Below are 16,751 nucleotides of genomic sequence, written 5' to 3'. Positions count from 1 at the left end.
GCCACCTCAGTGAGATCAGCCGTAGGACATCAACGTATCCTACGGCTGATCTTGTCACACAGTGTGCCCGAGCTTATCTACTGGCCGGGCCGCCAGCTAGCACCGTGAGGTCCGTGGCCCGGGTTCACGGCGGGAACCGGCGTGGATACCGTCCTGCGGGGCCCACGTTCGCTGTTGTTTGAAGCTCCTAACCCGGAGTCGGAAACTCCGACCCGGACATCCTGGCGTCCTTCGCGTTCCGCGAGAACACGTTCATTGTGCTCACGAATCTTACGCTGGCGGTTCTTGAGGGTGACCAGGATAGGTGTGGCGAGGAACACCGATGAGAATGTTCCTTCAATCACGCCGATGAATTGGACGAGCGCGAGATCCTTCAGGGTGCCAACTCCCATGAGCCACACCGCCACGACCATAAGCGCTGCAATGGGAAGCGCGGATATGACCGTCGTAGCGATGGACCGCATCACCGTCTGGTTGACAGCGAGGTTCGCCTGCTCAGCATACGTTCTCCGTTTCGTATTGAGGAATCCCGCCGTGTTTTCCTTTACCTTATCGAATACGACAACGGTGTCGTAGAGCGAGAACGCAAGAACTGTGAGCAGACCGATGACCGTGGCCGGGGTAACCTCGAATCCGATAATCGCGTAGATACCCGCAACAACAACGCCGTCGACGAATAGGCCCGCCATGGCGGCGATCGCCATGTCGCGCTCGAAACGTACGGTGATGTAACCGAAGATCAAGACGAGGAACACCCCAAGTGAGAGCAGCATCCGATTCGTGATCGTCGATCCCCACGATTCGGACACCGTCGAGTCACCAACGACATCGGGGTTCGGTTCACCGGAAGCATCCACCGGCTGGAAGCTCCCGAATAGTTCCTCGCGGGCATTCTGGATCTGCTGCTCATCGAGGCGCTCGGAATTGATCTCAAGGATCCGTGAGTCTCCGGCACCGACGACCTGAACCTTCTGTGGAATAACACCGGTGGCCTCAGTGAACACCTCGGCCGCCGCCTCAGTGGAGATACCTTCCGCCGGCATGTTCATTTTGGTTCCACCCTCGAAGTCAATCCCGAGCGTGAACCCGCGGATGACTATCCCGAGGAAGCAGACAACGAGAACGATGCCCGTGATGGCATACCAGACCCGACGGCGCCCGACAAAGTCGATTCCGCCCTCACCTGTGTAGAGACGTCTGAAGATGGAAGAACTCATGATTATTTCTCCTCGTTCTCGCCGGACTCGACACCGGAGTTTACTGAGGCTACCGGGGTTGAACCCGATGGCGTGGCGCCCGCTTCACTGAGTCGAGCGATGGTCTGCGCATCGGTTTCTCCGTCAAGCGCGTTGTCGGCGTGGTCTCCTGCGAGCCATTCACCACGGGTACGTCGTTCTCCCGCAACCCTCATGACCCCAGCAAGTCCGTTGACCCGCGGGCTAGCGAAGAACCGCTTACGTGAAGCAAGAATGACCAGCGGGGATGTGATCAGGAAGATCACCAGCAGATCGAAAACGGTCGTGAGGCCGAGTGTGAAGGCGAAGCCCTTGACGTCTCCGACTGCAAGAAGGTAAAGCACGACAGCGGCGATCAAGGAGACGAAGTTGCCGGAGAGAATAGTGTGCTTGGCTCGCTCCCATGCCCTCGGCACCGCAGAACGGAATGTCCTTCCCTCCCGGACCTCATCCTTGATTCTCTCGTAGAACACGACGAAAGAGTCAGCGGTGGTACCGATTCCGATGATCAGACCAGCGACCCCGGCGAGATCCAGGGAGTACCCGATCCAGCGTCCCAGGAGCACAAGCGATCCATAAATCAGCGAACCTGATGCGAAGAGTGTGAACACCGCGAGGAAACCGAAGATCCGGTAGTACGCAAGGCAGAACATACTCACCAGGATCAGGCCGATGATCCCTGCGATCAGACCGGCTTTGAGGGACGCAAATCCGAGGGTAGCCGGGATGGTCGTGGCTGTACCACCTCGCTCGCCGTTCTCCCCCGCGAAGGACAGGGGCAGCGCCCCGTAACGGAGGTTACTGGCGAGGTCCATCGCTTCCTGCTGAGTGAAGGACCCGGTGATCGAGGTACCGGATCCGACCGGTGTCGGAGACTGGATGACAGGCGCCGAGATCACCTCGGAGTCGAGGGTGATGGCCACCTGACGCTTCAGGTATTCCTGGGTCAGGGAAGCCCACGATGCACCGCCCTGCTCACCGGGGCCGGATTTGAAGGAGAAATTAATCTCCATTTGCCCGGTCTGAGGATTCAGACCACCATTGATCGGACGATTGGTGTCGATTTCATTTCCGCTCAAACGCATCCCGTGAACTGGATCGGTTTCCCCGACGAGAAGCGGTGACGGACCGAGGATGTACTTCGCTCCGGATTCCACGTCGCAGGCGACGAGAGGCTTCGCTGGATCATCGGTGCCTGCGATCGGATCGAGTTCTTCGTTACAGATCAACAACGATGCCGCAGCGAGCTGGGTCGTCGGGTCCTCGGACTGCCGATCTTCACGCAGCATCGCGGTGACCTCAGCGCGGCGTTCCGCCGCCTCGATGGAGTTCGCGGGTTCTTTAGGAGCCGTTGCACTGATCTTCGGCGCATCAATCTTCTCCACCTCGACGGTAGCACCGGAATTCTCCGATTCAGGGGCGGAAGCCCCCTCATCTTTCCCCTCAGCCTGTGCTTGAATGTCAGATATTGCTTTGGCTTGCTGTTCTGCGTCGAGGTTGAGTTGCTCGGTCAGTTGATTGACAGCGTCCTGGGCTTCCTCGGGAGTTATCACTCCGAGGGATACCCATCTCTCCGCCATTTCGGTCTGTTGTTCAAGTAACCGCTCCGGATCTGGCTGTCCCGGCTCCGCGACGGGGCGGAACAACAATTGGGAGGTCTGTCCGAGAGCCCGTGCCTGGGATGTATCCTCACCCGGAACCGTAATCACGAGCGTATTACCGTCGGTCACCACCTCCGCACCGGAGACACCCATACCGTTGACACGGTTCTGGAGAATGTTACGGGCCTGATCCAGTTGATCCTTCGTCGGTTCCTCACCCTGGGGAACCAGAGTCACCCGAGTTCCACCTTGAAGGTCGATGCCCAGTCGGGGCTTCGCCGAGTGGTCACCGGTCAGCAGGACCAGTGAGTAAACGAAGATCAGGATCACCAGGTAAAGGGCGAGCGCGATCACCGGCCAGTTCTTCTGCCCGACGCGTCTGCGCCCAGATTGCGAAGCCAATGGAGTGTCTCCTTGTGTCTCAGCGTATTCCGTTGGCCCGCGATTTCCGGAAGGGAAACTAGGCCAGCGCTGATAGGGGTTTCGGACGGATGAAACTCTGCCCTTGGACAGTCCAGGGGCCAGCGTTCATCTGTGCTTGTGGTCGTCATAGCATTTGTCCGGAACGGAGCCTGAGACCACACTGTGGGTCACGCCGTCCGGTCGTCACGGTTATAGTACGGCATCCGGGGCATCCGACCGGTTGTGGTCTCCCCTCTCGCCAGCAAACCGAGAATTAGGCGAGGATAACAGATTATCCGGGTAGTGCCGTACCGTATATCCGGGTTTAATTCCGTTCGCCTCTGGTCCCATCATCAGGATGCTCGATGGCCTCCGAGCGGACAATCTCATCATCCTCGTTTCGATCATTTGAATCGGCGCGGACATCCGTGTCCTCCCAGAATCGTTCATTGGAATTCATGCCGTCGGCAGCGGTGGACACCGACGATGTATCCACCTTCCGGATGATCGCGCTGCGTTCCCAGGTCATCGTCACCCCCACTGCGATCTCGAGATCCACCAGTTCCTCAGACATTCCACGGACTACCCCGTGAACGCCTGACGTTGTGACGACCCGGTCCCCAGCGTGCAGGGAGTTCTGCAGGGACTGAATCTCCTCCATGCGACGACGCTGACGGCGTGCCTGAATCGTGGTCGGGATGATGAAGATGGCGGCAATTGCTCCGAATATCAAGATATTGGTGAGATCCATGTCCACCACTATGCCAGAGACATGACCTCGAATCGCACAGTCGGGTCTGCGGTCTGCTCTATACGAGCGTAGCCTTTACCGATCAGCCCTGAAGCGCCCCCGGTTCAATGCCGGGTGTGCCATCAGGAGGTTGGAGCCCCAAGTGACGCCACGCAGCTACCGTCGCCACCCTCCCTCGTCCGGTGCGTGCAATCATCCCGGCCCGGACTAGGTAGGGTTCACAGACCTCTTCCACGGTCGCGGGTTCTTCACCAACAGCTACGGCAAGGGTATTCACCCCAACCGGGCCACCACCGTGACCTCTGATCAGTGCATCAAGAACTGCTCTGTCAATCCGGTCCAGTCCCATTGCATCGACGTCGAAAACCACGAGAGCTGCACGTGCGGCACCGATGTCTATGTGTCCGTCACCGTACACCTCCGCGAAATCGCGGACGCGTCGCAGCAACCTGTTCGCGATCCTTGGCGTACCCCGGGAGCGTGATGCTATCTCGCCGGCGGCATCTGCGTCGATGGTTACTCCGAGGATTCGGGCCGCACGCGTCACCACCCGCGTCAGATCTGTGGTGTCATAGAACTCCATTTGTGCGGTAAAGCCGAACCTGTCCCGTAACGGCCCCGTCAGCATCCCGGAACGGGTTGTCGCGGCAACCAGAGTGAATGGTGCCAGTTCGAGGGGGATAGACGTGGCTCCGGGTCCTTTACCCACGATAACGTCGATCCGAAAATCCTCCATCGCCATGTAGAGCATTTCCTCCGCAGGCCGCGCCATCCGGTGAATCTCATCGATGAACAGGACATCCCCTTCCATGAGATTGGACAGCATGGCCGCGAGATCACCGGCCCGCTCCAGAGCGGGACCGGAGGTCATCCGGAGGGAACTGCCGAGTTCCTGCGCGATGATCATCGCCATTGTCGTCTTTCCGAGACCCGGGGGACCTGACAGTAGGACGTGATCAGGTGCAACCCCTCGTTTCCTCGCTCCAGTGAGAACGAGGTCCAACTGATTGCGTACCTTCGGTTGTCCGATGAATTCGTCCAGGGAACGAGGACGCAGGGTGGTCTCAATGTCTCCGTCAGCCGGTTGCCGATCCGGGGCTACTGACGCATCCACTGGGCGGCCTCGGCCGCTGACTCCATCTCTGGTGTCCGGTAACTGAAACTCGGTTTTCTCGATGTCGGACATGTCCTCACCCTAATCCCACGAAGATCGGGAGTACTTCCAATCCTTCAGCTTGCGGCATCAGGCCCGTCCAAGGCGAGCGAGCGCCGCTCGGAGCGCACCGGCGGTGTCGAGTCCTGGGTTCTCTTCGGAAACCGCATTCACCGCTGTCGCTGCGGTGCGCTCGGGGAACCCGAGTCCGATCAACGCTTCGACCACCTGTTGCGGAATGATCATTCCGGGGACGACCTCCGTCTTCTCGAGCGCACCTCCGGCAGTGTATGTTCCGACTTTGTCCTTCAGATCAACGATCATCCGTTCAGCCATGCGCTTACCGACACCAGGGATACGTTGCAAACCACGCACATCACCTCCACCGATCGCGACCGCCAGCTCTCCGGGGTCGAAGACCGATTGTGCAGCGAGGGCCAGACGCGGTCCGAGGCCAGACACAGTCTGCAGGAGCGTGAACATTTCCCGACTCTCGGGATCGGTGAATCCATACAAGTTCATCGCATCTTCACGGACAACCAGCGTAGTGAGTACCCGGGTGTGCTCTCCCCTATGCAGTGTCGCGAGGGTCTGCGGGGTCGCGGTGAACAGATACCCCACTCCGGCACACTCGATGACCGCGGTATTGAGTCCGACGTCGATGACTTCTCCGTGGAGTGAAGCGATCATGCTGAAAAACTCCTCTTGCCTCTGTCCGGGGAAGGTGTCCCTCCGGTGACTGCTCCTTGATGATTACCGACGACACGCCCCTGTTGCTGCCGGAAAATCATGGGTGCCCGCCAGCAGTGGCACACAGCCAACGCGAGGGCATCAGCCGCATCAGCCGGTTTTGGCGGTTCCGAGAGCCCGAGAATTCGGGTAATCATCGCGGTCATCTGTTTCTTGTCCGCACGACCATTTCCGGAAATGGCCTTCTTCACCTCGCTGGGGGTGTACATGTGGACGGGAATGTTTCGTTCAGCGGCTGCGAGAACGAGAACCCCCACGGCATGAGCGGTATGCATCACGGTAGAGACGTTGCCCCGCTCGAAGACCCTCTCCACTGCAACCACATCAGGTTGATATTCCGCCATCCATTCCCGGACAGCGACGGACAAACGAAGAAGTCGGTGTGCGAGATCTTCCGTAGCCGGTGTCCGCACGACACCGACCGATACCGGGAAAACCGCACGTCCTCTACCCGCCTGAACAACAGAGAGCCCGCACCTGGTCAGTCCCGGATCAATCCCCATCACTCGTATTCCCTCGAGATTCACCCGTGACACCGGTCCCTCCGTCGATGCGCCCCACTACCAATGTAGGTACCGGGCAGAATCACCCCAGTCATCCGGCGGGGATATCGGATGACCAGCGGACCATTCCATGAAGAGCAAGGTTGAATGAGGGAAGCCGCCGGACCACAGCCCAGATTAGCACAGACTTGCGAATCGGGTGCGGATCCTGCGATTGTCCCAGACGGTGGGTTTAATCCTCTTCGAGTTCCGCCAGAACCTCGGGCGAAAGATCCATATTGGTATAGACGTTCTGAACGTCATCAGACTCCTCGAGGGCGTCGATGAGTTTGAATATGCGGCGGGCGTCGGCAGTTTCGAGCGGCACCTCAACCGATGCACGGAAGTCACTGTCAGAGTCATCAACCGGGATATCCGCCGCAATGAGTGCATCCTTCACTGCGGGAATGTCTCCGGGAGAGGAAACAACCTCGAAGAGGTCACCCACCTTAGTGACGTCCTCCGCATCAATTCCAGCCTCGAGAACAGCCATGAGGAGATCATCCTCCGTGCGCCCCTCGGCAGCCACGGTTACGATTCCTTTCCTGCTGAACAGGTAACTGACCGCACCGGAATCCGCCATTGACCCACCGTTCTTGGTCATCCGCGTCCGAACCTCGGTGGCTGCCCGGTTCCGGTTGTCGGTGAGACACTCGATCAACACCGCGACACCATTCGGCCCGTAGCCTTCGTACATGATCGTCTGCCAGTCCGCGCCACCAGCTTCCTCACCGGAACCACGTTTGCGGGCACGCTCAATATTGTCGTTCGGAACCGAGGCCTTCTTAGCCTTCTTGATCATGTCATCCAAGGTCGGGTTGGCGGAAGGGTCACCGCCACCGGTACGTGCCGCCACCTCGATATTCTTGATGAGTTTGGCGAATTCCTTACCGCGTTTCGCATCGTTGGCGGCCTTCTTGTGCTTGGTGGTCGCCCATTTGGAGTGGCCGGACATCGTATACCCTTTCCTCGGTGCGGTGCTCTGTGTCCGTCATCCGATGAGTCGGATCACGGATGACGAGAGGGACTGTGCCCCCTCCCACCAATGTCACTGACGACACGGCGGCACCACTGAAATACGTCGTTTGATTCGTTCCGATTATACGCGGACCATGGCAGCACCCCGAGCCGGGTCCACATAGCGATTCCTTCACATGCTGGCCGTGACCATGTCCCGGAACATCTGGTGTACCCTCGTGTCCCCGGTGCATTCCGGATGGAATGACGTAGCGAGGACAGTGCCGGACCGGACGGCGACAACCGCACCCGCGGCAGGACCGTCCGGGACGGTCGCAAGTACGTCGACACCGGGTCCCACCCGTTCCACCCAGGGGGCACGGATGAAGACGGCGTGGACGGCGCCCTCAATCCCGGCGAATGCAAGGTCTGTCTCGAAAGAGTCGACCTGCCTGCCGAATGCATTCCGGCGTACCGTCACATCGAGTACGCCGAAGCTATGTGCGTCTGCGCGGGTATCAAGGACCTCTCTTGCCAACAGAATCATTCCCGCGCAGGTTCCGTAGACGGGAAGTCCGTCAACGAGGAGCTTCCGTAACGGCTCCAGAAGCCCTCCGAGATCAAGGAGTTTGGACATCGTGGTAGATTCTCCACCCGGAATGATGAGCCCGTCGATCCCCTCCAGGTGTTCCGTACGCCGGATCTGCCGGTGCGCGACACCTATGCAGTCGAGAGTCTTCTCATGTTCTCTGACGCCGCCCTGCAGCGCCAGAATCCCGATCATCACTGTGGTGATGTCCTTTCATTGGTGGCCAGTGTGGACATGGGGATGGACCGTGTTCCCGGTCTCAAGGTACGCGCTAATCCCTCCTGAGTGACAACCGCCACCAGGTTGCCGGCTCGGTCGAAGATACGTCCATGAGTCAGAGCCCGGCCCCCCGACGCTGACGGGGATACCTGGTCGTAGAGGAGCCACTCATCGGCACGAAACGGGCGGAGGAACCACATCGCATGATCAAGCGACGCCTCCTGAACCTCCGCCCCGGGGTGCGGCACCAGCGCTGACTGGAGCAAGGTCATATCAGACATGTAGGCCAGGGTGCAGACGTGCGCGACATCGTCGTCAGGTAACCGCGTCCGCGATCTAAGCCATACCACCTGCTGACTCGCAGTATAGGGATTGTGCTGGTAGTGGGCTGGATCAACGACTCTGATGTCGAAATCACTCCACTCCGCCAACAGCGCACGCATCGATTCCCGCATATTAGACACGTCCGTCACTATTTCCTCCGGATCAGGAACTTTCCTCATCTGGTCGGAGTGCTCAATCCCGTGGTCACCTGAGCAATGGAAGGAAGCCGACATAATGAAGATCGGCTGCCCACTCTGAATTGCCCTGACCTGGCGGGAGCAGAAGCTTCTCCCATCCCGGATACGATCAACGAGAAAAATCGTGGGGCGGTCAGATCTCCCCGCGGATACGAAATAACCGTGGAGCGAGTGCACCGCGAACCCGTCATCCACCGTCCGGGTCGCCGCCACGAGTGCCTGTGCAGCGACCTGACCACCAAAGGTACGGAGCAGTGCGGACTCGATCACGGTTCCCCGGAACAGGTCCCTCTCGATCTGCTCCAGATCAAGGACCCGGTTTATTCTGGCCATGATCCTGCTTTTGCTCCTTGACACCGACTAACCCGGCACACCCGTTTCCCAGGGCGACGTGGGGCCTGAATAAAACGCGGATCGGGCCCCGGAACGGTGAAATTCAGTTCCAAAAGGCCCGAAAAACGCTTGAAACTACACGGCCGCGCCAATACTGGAAAGACCAATCTCCGACACCCGCCGACTTCCGGCTTCAGCATCCTGCGGTGCAACGAGCGACTGATTATGCAGAAGCTCGGACAGACTTGATGCACGGTCCCCCACAAGGATCGGATCGGAGTCGATGGTGTCGTTGATGTTGCGGAGCTCCGTCAACAGTTCATCCACGGAAAAGCCGCAGGCTCCGTCAGCACAGTCGAGGATGACATAACGGCAGTTTCGGAGCCGCTTGCTGTGCAACACCATTCTGGCGGTTTCCGCGCTACGCCGCAGTTCCCCGCGGTCCAATCCAGCACCGGAACCCGGGCCAAGATCCTCGAGGAACCTCTCCAAGCGTTGAACACCCCCTGCAAACTCTCCGGCGAACACCACGGAATCAGTCTCCGTGACCAGTGCAGGTTCGGAACTCAACAGGATCTTGAAAACCAGCGGAACGCCGTCAGCATGCTGCCCCAGCAGGATGCGGTCACCACCCTCGGGCGCTGACGCGGCGTAGATACGGCTGCGGTTAGCCATGAACGAAACCTCCTGCTGAAAATGAACGGTGCTTTGATCCCAGTGTAGTCCCACGGACGGGCGGTCACACCCATCTCAGGATCCTTCACCACCCACGTTCGGCAAGTCGGTGAGGCTGCGGAATTTCATCCACATTGATCCCGACCATGGCCTCACCGAGACCACGGGACACCCTTGCGATGGTCGCCGGATCCTCGTAGTTCTGGGTTGCTTGGACGATAGCGCGGGCACGCTCGGCGGGATTACCGGACTTGAAGATTCCGGAGCCCACGAACACACCATCTGCTCCGAGCTGCATCATCATCGCGGCATCAGCGGGGGTGGCGATTCCACCGGCGGTGAAGAGGACGACGGGGAGGGCACCAGTCTCCGCGACCTCGCGAACAAGCTCGTAGGGTGCCTGAAGTTCCTTGGCGGCGACGTAGAGCTCATCTTCAGCCATGGAGGACAGGCGCTTGATCTCCGCACGAATGGTACGCATGTGGGTGACCGCGTTGGATACGTCGCCAGTACCCGCTTCCCCCTTGGACCGGATCATCGCTGCTCCCTCGTTGATACGCCGGAGCGCCTCACCGAGATTCGTCGCACCACACACGAACGGCACGGTGAACCCGAACTTGTCGATGTGATTCGCGTAATCGGCGGGTGTGAGCACCTCGGACTCGTCGATGAAATCCACCCCGAGCGATTGGAGAACCTGTGCTTCCACGAAATGACCGATACGTGCCTTAGCCATCACCGGAATGGAAACGGCCTCGACGATGCCCTCAATCATGTCGGGATCTGACATGCGGGACACGCCCCCCTGGGCGCGAATATCCGCGGGAACCCGTTCGAGGGCCATGACTGCGGTGGCACCGGCATCCTCGGCGATCTTGGCTTGCTCCGGTGTAACGACGTCCATGATCACGCCGCCTTTGAGCATTTCTGCGAGACCGCGTTTGACTCGTGCTGTGCCTCGGGTTGGTTCGTTGTTGCTCACTGCGTTTTCCGTCTCCTGTATGCGGGGTGGGTCCTGGAAAGTACCCGCTCATAGTAGAACGGAAGACCCTTCGAGGTACACAACAGGTCGACTTACTTTCACCACCGCCCGGGATGGCCCTGGGCTCAGCTCTCGCTGTCATTGAGAGAAAGCGCGAAATACTCTGGGAGAGGTGCCGTCCCACCAAGCCTCATGAGCCGCACGAGCGGCCGGGTGCGCAGCGCCCTCGTGCGGGTCACATAGTCGTTGTAGAAGCGGTAGGACGTGTCCACCCGAAACACCGCGCGCTCCAGAAGTTCCGGGGGATCTCCCTCCATGTTCCTCATGTGGGCACTGATGCGGTGCTCCAGTTGCGCCCGTTCCGTGAAACTCCCGGGAAGAAGTGGAACGTCGATCGCCTGCCGCGCATCAGCCTCTGCCCCCGGGGTGAGAACCCCCACGAGATCCGCACGCCTATCGAGGGCCGCTTGTAGACTCGACAGTGCCGCATCCGTCCCTATGTGCAGCCGGTTGAGCCGTTGCGCCGTGAAATAACACCAGCACGCGAATGCGGTCACGATGACCGCCAGAGTTACCCATATGATCAGCACAGACGCACCCCTGATCCATCATCGACGGTACGGTAGACTTCGAGAACCTTGTCCGCGACCGCCTGGCAGTCGTACTTTTTCGCTCTCCGGTGACCAGCCGCGATCAGAGCTAGTCGCCGATCCTCATCATCCAGGAGACATCTGAGTTTCTCTGCGAGATCACCATCGGAGCCAACAGCGAACAGAAGTCCCGACGGTTGCTCGGATTCGACATCACAAACAGCAGCAAACGCCTCAAGGTCGCTGGCCACCACGGCAGCTCCGGCAGCCATTGCCTCGACGAGGACAATCCCGAAGGACTCTCCCCCGGTATTCGGAGCCACGTAGATGTCGGCGGCCCCGAGAATCGCGGCCTTCTCCTCATCGCTGACGCGTCCCACGAAACTCACGGAGTCCATGGACCGGGGTGTTCCGCCTCCGATCACCGTGCAGTGGACCTCGCGTTCTAGTTTCGCCAATGCCCGCAGGAGAATGTCGAGGCCTTTCCGCGGTTCATCGAGTCTGCCGAGAAAGACGATCTCGGGGCGTCGATTTTCCCGCCGGGGCCTGTTCCCTGCCGCCACCGCACGTTCATGATCGATACGCGCAGATTCGAAGAAGGCGGTGTTGACCCCATTGGGAATGAGGATCGGGTCTCCACCGAGTTGCTCGACCTGCCAGCGACGAGCCATCTCAGACACCGCGATTCCGCCGCGGATCTTCTCCAGCATCGGCCGGAGCAGGGGCATAGCGAGACGAAGAAGACGTGATCCTGACGATGAAGCATGATAGGTGGCAACTATCGGCCCCTCCGCGAGACGAAGCGCCGACATTGAGAAACTCGGGGAGTTGGGTTCATGGATGTGCAGGACATCGAAATGCCCGTTCCGGATAAACTGCCGCAACCTGCGGTTCACCCAGGGGCCGAATGACAGCCTAGCGACGGACCCGTTGTAGCGGAACGGGAAGCTTCGGCCCCCACGGATGACGAAATCAGGTACCTCAGTGTCTGCGGAACAAGGCCCGATCACCTCGACATGGTGCCCGGAATCGATAAAACGATGTGCAACATCGATAATGTGAGCCTGGACTCCACCAGGTTCATCAAATGAATACGGACAAACGACTCCTATCCTCATTGCGACTGCCCGGCCTTACGCTGAAGTCCGCGTGCAAGGCGATCAGCATCAAGATCGGCGTTCCACTGCGGCTGGAGCATGTGCCAGTCAGCGGGGTAGGCGGCAATGTTAGCCGCAAAGATGTCCGCCATCTTCTGCACGGCCGCATCGATATCCTCGCCGACGATGATTTCATCGGAGACACTGAACCCCCACCCATCGGAGGTGAAGTAACTGTGTGCGACATGCAGAGCGGCACCGGTATCCCGGGCAAGCCGAACGGCACCGCTCGGCATCCGGGCCGACTCACCGAAGAAGTTGACTGTCACCCCCGTGTGTTTTAGGTCTCGCTCCCCCATCAAGCAGACGATCCCACCAGATTGGAGTCGATCTCGGAGAATGGGGAAAGGTGGGGGCCCACCGGTCAACGGCAACACCTCGAATCCGAGTGTCGTACGGAACCGCACGAAGGCGTCATACAGCACCTCGGGTTTCAACCGCTCCGCTACTGTGGTGAAGCTGCCGTACCGTTGCACCATCAGGAGCCCCGCCATGTCCCAGTTTCCGGAGTGTGGCAATACCAAAATCAGGCCCCGTGGCGAGGCCACCGCCGCATCCAACGTACGGAGTCCAACCACATTGGGGGCGAGTTCCGCCAAGAGATCCCGGCGCTTCGCCAGGACCGGCAACCGAAACGCCTCAAGCCAGTAACGTGCATAGGAACGAACCGAAGCTCGAACGAGGTCACGGGTCACGTTCTCCGCACCTACAACTCTGGTCAGGTTCGCACGGAGCTGTTCCATACCACGCCCCCCTCCCGACGCGAGATCCGCTCCGAAGGTGAAGAGCGCTCGCGCAATCGGAGCCGGAAGCCAACGGACGACCCGCCACCCGAGCAGGTACCCCACCGCGGCAGGATCACCGGAGAGCACCGCTTCAATGAGATCACACCTCGGGCGGCGAAAGTCCCCGGGCCAACATCGATCAGCGTGGTTGCCGTCCATGTGTCTGTCTCCTCGACCTAGTAGGTTCGCGCTCCTGTGGGCGGGGCTGTTCGATCTGAAGCATTTGACGAACGTGAAGCGAAGCGGAGCCGCTGCACGACTGTGAGGACCGTACCAACGGCGAGCACCCAGATCGAGATCTCAATCGCCCAGGGAACACCGAGCCCGGTCAATCCGATACCCAGCAGTCCGATGATCAGACGTTCAGGGCGTTCGATGAGTCCCCCGACGATGCGCAGACCGGATGCTTCTCCTCTCGCCTTCACGTAGGAGATAACCTGGGAACCGACCAAAACGACCAACGACGCAGCAACCACCGAGCCAGCAGCCTGGTGCGTGTAGATGAGCCACCAGGTTACGGCACCGAAGAATGCACCGTCGGTGATCCGGTCACAGGTGGCGTCCAATGTAGCACCGAACTTCGTTCCTCCACCCCGCATTCGGGCCATCGTCCCGTCGATCATGTCAAACGCAGAGAACAGACCCGTAAGCACAGCAGCGGCGAACAGATGACCCGTGGGAATCAGAATCACGGACAGGGCAATAGCCAGGGTCGCCGAGACAACGGTGATCGTGTTTGGGGTGAGACCTAACCTGAGCATCACCCGGGCGACAGGTTCGACGACGACAGCGGCCGGACGTCGACCGCGTGCGCTAAGCATCCCCGCCTCCCAAAGGGGTCACCCAGGCATCCGCGAGAAGTCTTCTCGTGTCACGCAGAAGCTGCGGCAGAACCTTCGTTCCGTCAATGACCGTCATGAAATTTGAGTCACCGGCCCACCTCGGAACAATGTGCATGTGCAGGTGATCAGCCACCGATCCTCCGGATGCCCTGCCGAGATTCAGACCGACGTTGATGGCATCCGGACCGGAAACCGCCTTCACGGTTTTGACCGCGGTCTGCGCGAACACCATCAACTCCTTCGATTCTTCTGGGGTGAGGTCCTCGAGATTCGCCACCTTACGGTAGGGAACGACCATCATGTGCCCGGAATTATACGGGTAGAGATTCAACACGCAGTACACGAATGAACCACGGGCAATGATCAGGCCTTCCTCGTCGTCGAGTTCAGGAATCCGGAGAAAAGGATCAGAGACTCTTCCATCAGCAGCGCGCCCACCTGCACCGGGATCCGCGATGTAGGCCATGCGGTACGGAGCCCAGAGACGTTGCAGATGGTCGGGGTTCCCCAGGCCACTGTCGACGACGATTCCGTCAGCCGCCGCCTTCTCTCCCTCAGCGGCGGGCCGCAAGACGATCCTCATTCGGCTGATCATTGATCCGATCCCGGGCCCAGGAAACGATCAAATTAACCGCCTCCTCTACTGGCACTCCGTTCACCTGGCTGCCATCCAGGAATCTGAAGCTGACGGCGTCTGCCTCGACATCGCGGGCACCCGCTAGGAGCATGAACGGCACCTTGCCGGTCGTGTGGTTACGGATCTTCTTCTGCATCCGATCATCCGATTCGTCAACCTCTGCGCGGATACCAGCACGCCGAAGCCTTTCGCATACTGAGTCAAGGTGCGGTGCGAAGTCATCCGCCACCGGGATACCGACGACCTGGTGCGGTGCCAGCCACACAGGGAAGGCACCCGCATAGTGCTCCAACAGCACACCAAAGAAGCGCTCGATGGAACCGAACAGCGCTCGGTGGATCATGATCGGTCGTTTCTTGGTTCCGTCAGAGGCCGTGTATTCGAGATTGAATCGCTCCGGAAGATTGAAATCGAGCTGTACAGTGGACATCTGCCAGGTACGACCGATGGCATCCTTAGCCTGGACCGAGATCTTCGGCCCGTAGAATGCCGCTCCACCGGGATCCGGGACCAGATCCAACCCGGAGTTGTGAGCCACCCGTTCGAGGATTTCCGTGGAGCGCGCCCAGATCTCGTCGGATCCGACACTCTTCTCTGCATCCCTCGTTGAGAGTTCGAGGTAGAAGTCATCCAGACCATAGTCTCGCAACAGCGAGATCACGAACTCGAGAACCGTTGTGAGTTCTGCTTCGAGCTGGTCATCGGTGCAGTAGATGTGTGCGTCATCTTGGGTGAACCCACGGGCACGGGTGAGTCCGTGAATGACCCCGGATTTCTCGTATCGGTAGACAGTCCCGAATTCGAACAGACGCAACGGCAGCTCACGGTAACTTCGCCCACGCGACGCGAAGATGAGGTTGTGCATCGGGCAGTTCATAGGTTTCGCGTAGTAGTCCTGCGGTTGTTTGGTGACGTTTCCATCCGCGTCAGTTTCTCCGTCCAACTGCATGGGTGGGAACATCCCGTCGGCGTAAAAATCGAGGTGCCCGGATTTGGCGAACAACTCCCCCTTGGTCAGGTGTGGTGTATTCACGAAACTATATCCAGCGTTGATGTGCTGACGCCGTGAATGCTCCTCCATCTCGAGTCGGACAATGCCACCGTTCGGATGGAAGACAGGGAATCCGGACCCGATGTCGTCCGGGAAACTGAAGAGATCGAGTTCGGTGCCGAGCCTTCGGTGATCCCGCTTCTCCGCCTCCGCGAGCATGGTCTGGTACGCCTCAAGTGCCTCCCGGCTCTCCCAAGCGGTACCATAGATACGCTGGAGACCGGCATTGCGTTGATCTCCCCGCCAGTAGGCCGCGGAACTACGGGTCAATGCGAAGGCTGGGATATACCGTGTCGTAGGCACGTGTGGACCACGGCAAAGATCATACCACTCAGGTTCACCGGTCCGGGGATTCACGTTGTAGTAGCCTGTCAGCTCGCCGGATCCCACCTCTGTCGCCTCATCGGAATCAGGGTCGACAGATCCCTTGTCCTGGATCAGCTCCAGCTTATAAGGCTCCTCAGCCAGAGCCTCTCGGGCGGAGTCAAGTGTCGGGAAAACCCTACGTTCGAACTTCTGACCCGACTTGATGATCTTCTTCATCCGCTTCTCCAGGGTTCGGAGATCGTCGGGGGTGAAAGGTTCTGCTGCATCGAAGTCGTAGTAGAAACCTCCCGTGATCGCGGGGCCGATCCCCAGCTTTGTACCGGGAAACTCAGCCTGCACGGCCTGCGCGAGAACATGGGCGCAGGAGTGCCGGATAACCGACCTCCCAGCCTCGGTATTCGCTGCGACGGGTGAAAACACCGTATCGGTGTCCGGGACATGAGAGAGATCAAAGAGCGTGCCGTCCGCATCAGCGACGCAGACGACGGCATCCGCCCCCTTATTGGGAAGGTCCAGTTCACGCATTGCTACACCTACTGCGGTACCTGCGGAAACTCGGATAGACGGATGAGATCCGGCGTTTGATTTGTCTGTGTTGCACACGATGCTGGTCGCGCTCCTTCTTGCGATCGGCGGAACCGGCATACCTGGC

Annotated in this window: 17 protein-coding genes; all 17 read right to left on the bottom strand. The window is 59.4% G+C overall.

All coding sequences use genetic code 11. The annotated features are described in order from the left end of the window. Positions 1–77 precede the first annotated feature (77 nt). The 17 genes from secF to thrS all read right to left on the bottom strand — a co-directional run bounded on the left by secF (position 78) and on the right by thrS (position 16,624). A complete protein-coding gene (gene secF / locus QWU44_RS02245; RefSeq protein WP_370914299.1) occupies positions 78–1,220 on the bottom strand; it encodes a protein translocase subunit SecF in 1,143 nt (380 codons plus the stop codon). Then, a complete protein-coding gene (secD, locus tag QWU44_RS02240) occupies positions 1,220–3,238 on the bottom strand; it encodes a protein translocase subunit SecD (protein ID WP_370914067.1) in 2,019 nt (672 codons plus the stop codon). Before secD ends, secF begins: the two co-directional genes overlap by 1 nt. A 325-nt stretch (positions 3,239–3,563) precedes the next feature. After that, entirely contained in the window at positions 3,564–3,989 is a 426-nt protein-coding gene (gene yajC, locus QWU44_RS02235) for a preprotein translocase subunit YajC (protein ID WP_370914066.1), read from the bottom strand. 82 nt (positions 3,990–4,071) lie between these two features. Next, on the bottom strand, positions 4,072–5,175 hold the full coding sequence (gene ruvB, locus QWU44_RS02230) for a Holliday junction branch migration DNA helicase RuvB (RefSeq protein WP_370914065.1): 1,104 nt from the start codon (positions 5,173–5,175) through the stop codon (positions 4,072–4,074). A gap of 57 nt (positions 5,176–5,232) precedes the next feature. Continuing rightward, a complete protein-coding gene (gene ruvA / locus QWU44_RS02225; RefSeq protein ID WP_370914064.1) occupies positions 5,233–5,832 on the bottom strand; it encodes a Holliday junction branch migration protein RuvA in 600 nt (199 codons plus the stop codon). After that, on the bottom strand, positions 5,829–6,419 hold the full coding sequence (gene ruvC / locus QWU44_RS02220) for a crossover junction endodeoxyribonuclease RuvC (RefSeq protein WP_370914298.1): 591 nt from the start codon (positions 6,417–6,419) through the stop codon (positions 5,829–5,831). Before ruvC ends, ruvA begins: the two co-directional genes overlap by 4 nt. Positions 6,420–6,627: 208 nt before the next feature. Next, positions 6,628–7,389: a YebC/PmpR family DNA-binding transcriptional regulator gene (locus QWU44_RS02215; protein WP_370914063.1), complete on the bottom strand. Its 762-nt coding sequence runs from the start codon at positions 7,387–7,389 to the stop codon at positions 6,628–6,630. A gap of 195 nt (positions 7,390–7,584) precedes the next feature. Continuing rightward, positions 7,585–8,175 (bottom strand): pyridoxal 5'-phosphate synthase glutaminase subunit PdxT, encoded by a 591-nt coding sequence (gene pdxT, locus QWU44_RS02210; RefSeq protein ID WP_370914062.1) that lies wholly within the window; start codon positions 8,173–8,175, stop codon positions 7,585–7,587. Then, complete coding sequence (locus QWU44_RS02205) at positions 8,175–9,053, bottom strand: acyl-CoA thioesterase (protein WP_370914061.1); 879 nt, start codon at positions 9,051–9,053, stop codon at positions 8,175–8,177. The genes pdxT and QWU44_RS02205 overlap by 1 nt, the downstream gene beginning before the upstream one ends. Before the next feature lie 135 nt (positions 9,054–9,188). Beyond that, entirely contained in the window at positions 9,189–9,728 is a 540-nt protein-coding gene (locus QWU44_RS02200) for a hypothetical protein (RefSeq protein WP_370914060.1), read from the bottom strand. An 85-nt stretch (positions 9,729–9,813) separates the two neighbouring features. Further along, positions 9,814–10,710: a pyridoxal 5'-phosphate synthase lyase subunit PdxS gene (gene pdxS, locus QWU44_RS02195; RefSeq protein ID WP_370914059.1), complete on the bottom strand. Its 897-nt coding sequence runs from the start codon at positions 10,708–10,710 to the stop codon at positions 9,814–9,816. Positions 10,711–10,835: 125 nt separating this feature from the next. Continuing rightward, positions 10,836–11,300 carry a hypothetical protein gene (locus QWU44_RS02190; RefSeq protein WP_370914058.1) on the bottom strand — a complete coding sequence of 155 codons (465 nt, stop codon included), beginning with the start codon at positions 11,298–11,300 and terminating at the stop codon, positions 10,836–10,838. Further along, the gene (locus QWU44_RS02185) at positions 11,294–12,418 is read right to left on the bottom strand and encodes a glycosyltransferase family 4 protein (protein WP_370914057.1); all 1,125 of its coding nucleotides are present in this window, start codon (positions 12,416–12,418) and stop codon (positions 11,294–11,296) included. Before QWU44_RS02185 ends, QWU44_RS02190 begins: the two co-directional genes overlap by 7 nt. After that, entirely contained in the window at positions 12,415–13,401 is a 987-nt protein-coding gene (locus QWU44_RS02180; RefSeq protein WP_370914056.1) for a phosphatidylinositol mannoside acyltransferase, read from the bottom strand. Before QWU44_RS02180 ends, QWU44_RS02185 begins: the two co-directional genes overlap by 4 nt. A gap of 17 nt (positions 13,402–13,418) precedes the next feature. Continuing rightward, a complete protein-coding gene (gene pgsA / locus QWU44_RS02175) occupies positions 13,419–14,063 on the bottom strand; it encodes a phosphatidylinositol phosphate synthase (protein ID WP_370914055.1) in 645 nt (214 codons plus the stop codon). Next, positions 14,056–14,667: an HIT domain-containing protein gene (locus QWU44_RS02170; RefSeq protein WP_370914054.1), complete on the bottom strand. Its 612-nt coding sequence runs from the start codon at positions 14,665–14,667 to the stop codon at positions 14,056–14,058. The genes pgsA and QWU44_RS02170 overlap by 8 nt, the downstream gene beginning before the upstream one ends. Next, positions 14,639–16,624 (bottom strand): threonine--tRNA ligase, encoded by a 1,986-nt coding sequence (gene thrS / locus QWU44_RS02165; RefSeq protein WP_370914053.1) that lies wholly within the window; start codon positions 16,622–16,624, stop codon positions 14,639–14,641. The genes QWU44_RS02170 and thrS overlap by 29 nt, the downstream gene beginning before the upstream one ends. Positions 16,625–16,751 lie beyond the last annotated feature (127 nt).

The sequence above is a fragment of the Corynebacterium sp. CCM 9203 genome (assembly GCF_041357675.1).
GTDB lineage: Bacteria > Actinomycetota > Actinomycetes > Mycobacteriales > Mycobacteriaceae > Corynebacterium.
The sequence above is the reverse complement of the archived record's forward strand: the minus strand, read 5'-3'. Positions and strand labels throughout refer to the sequence as shown.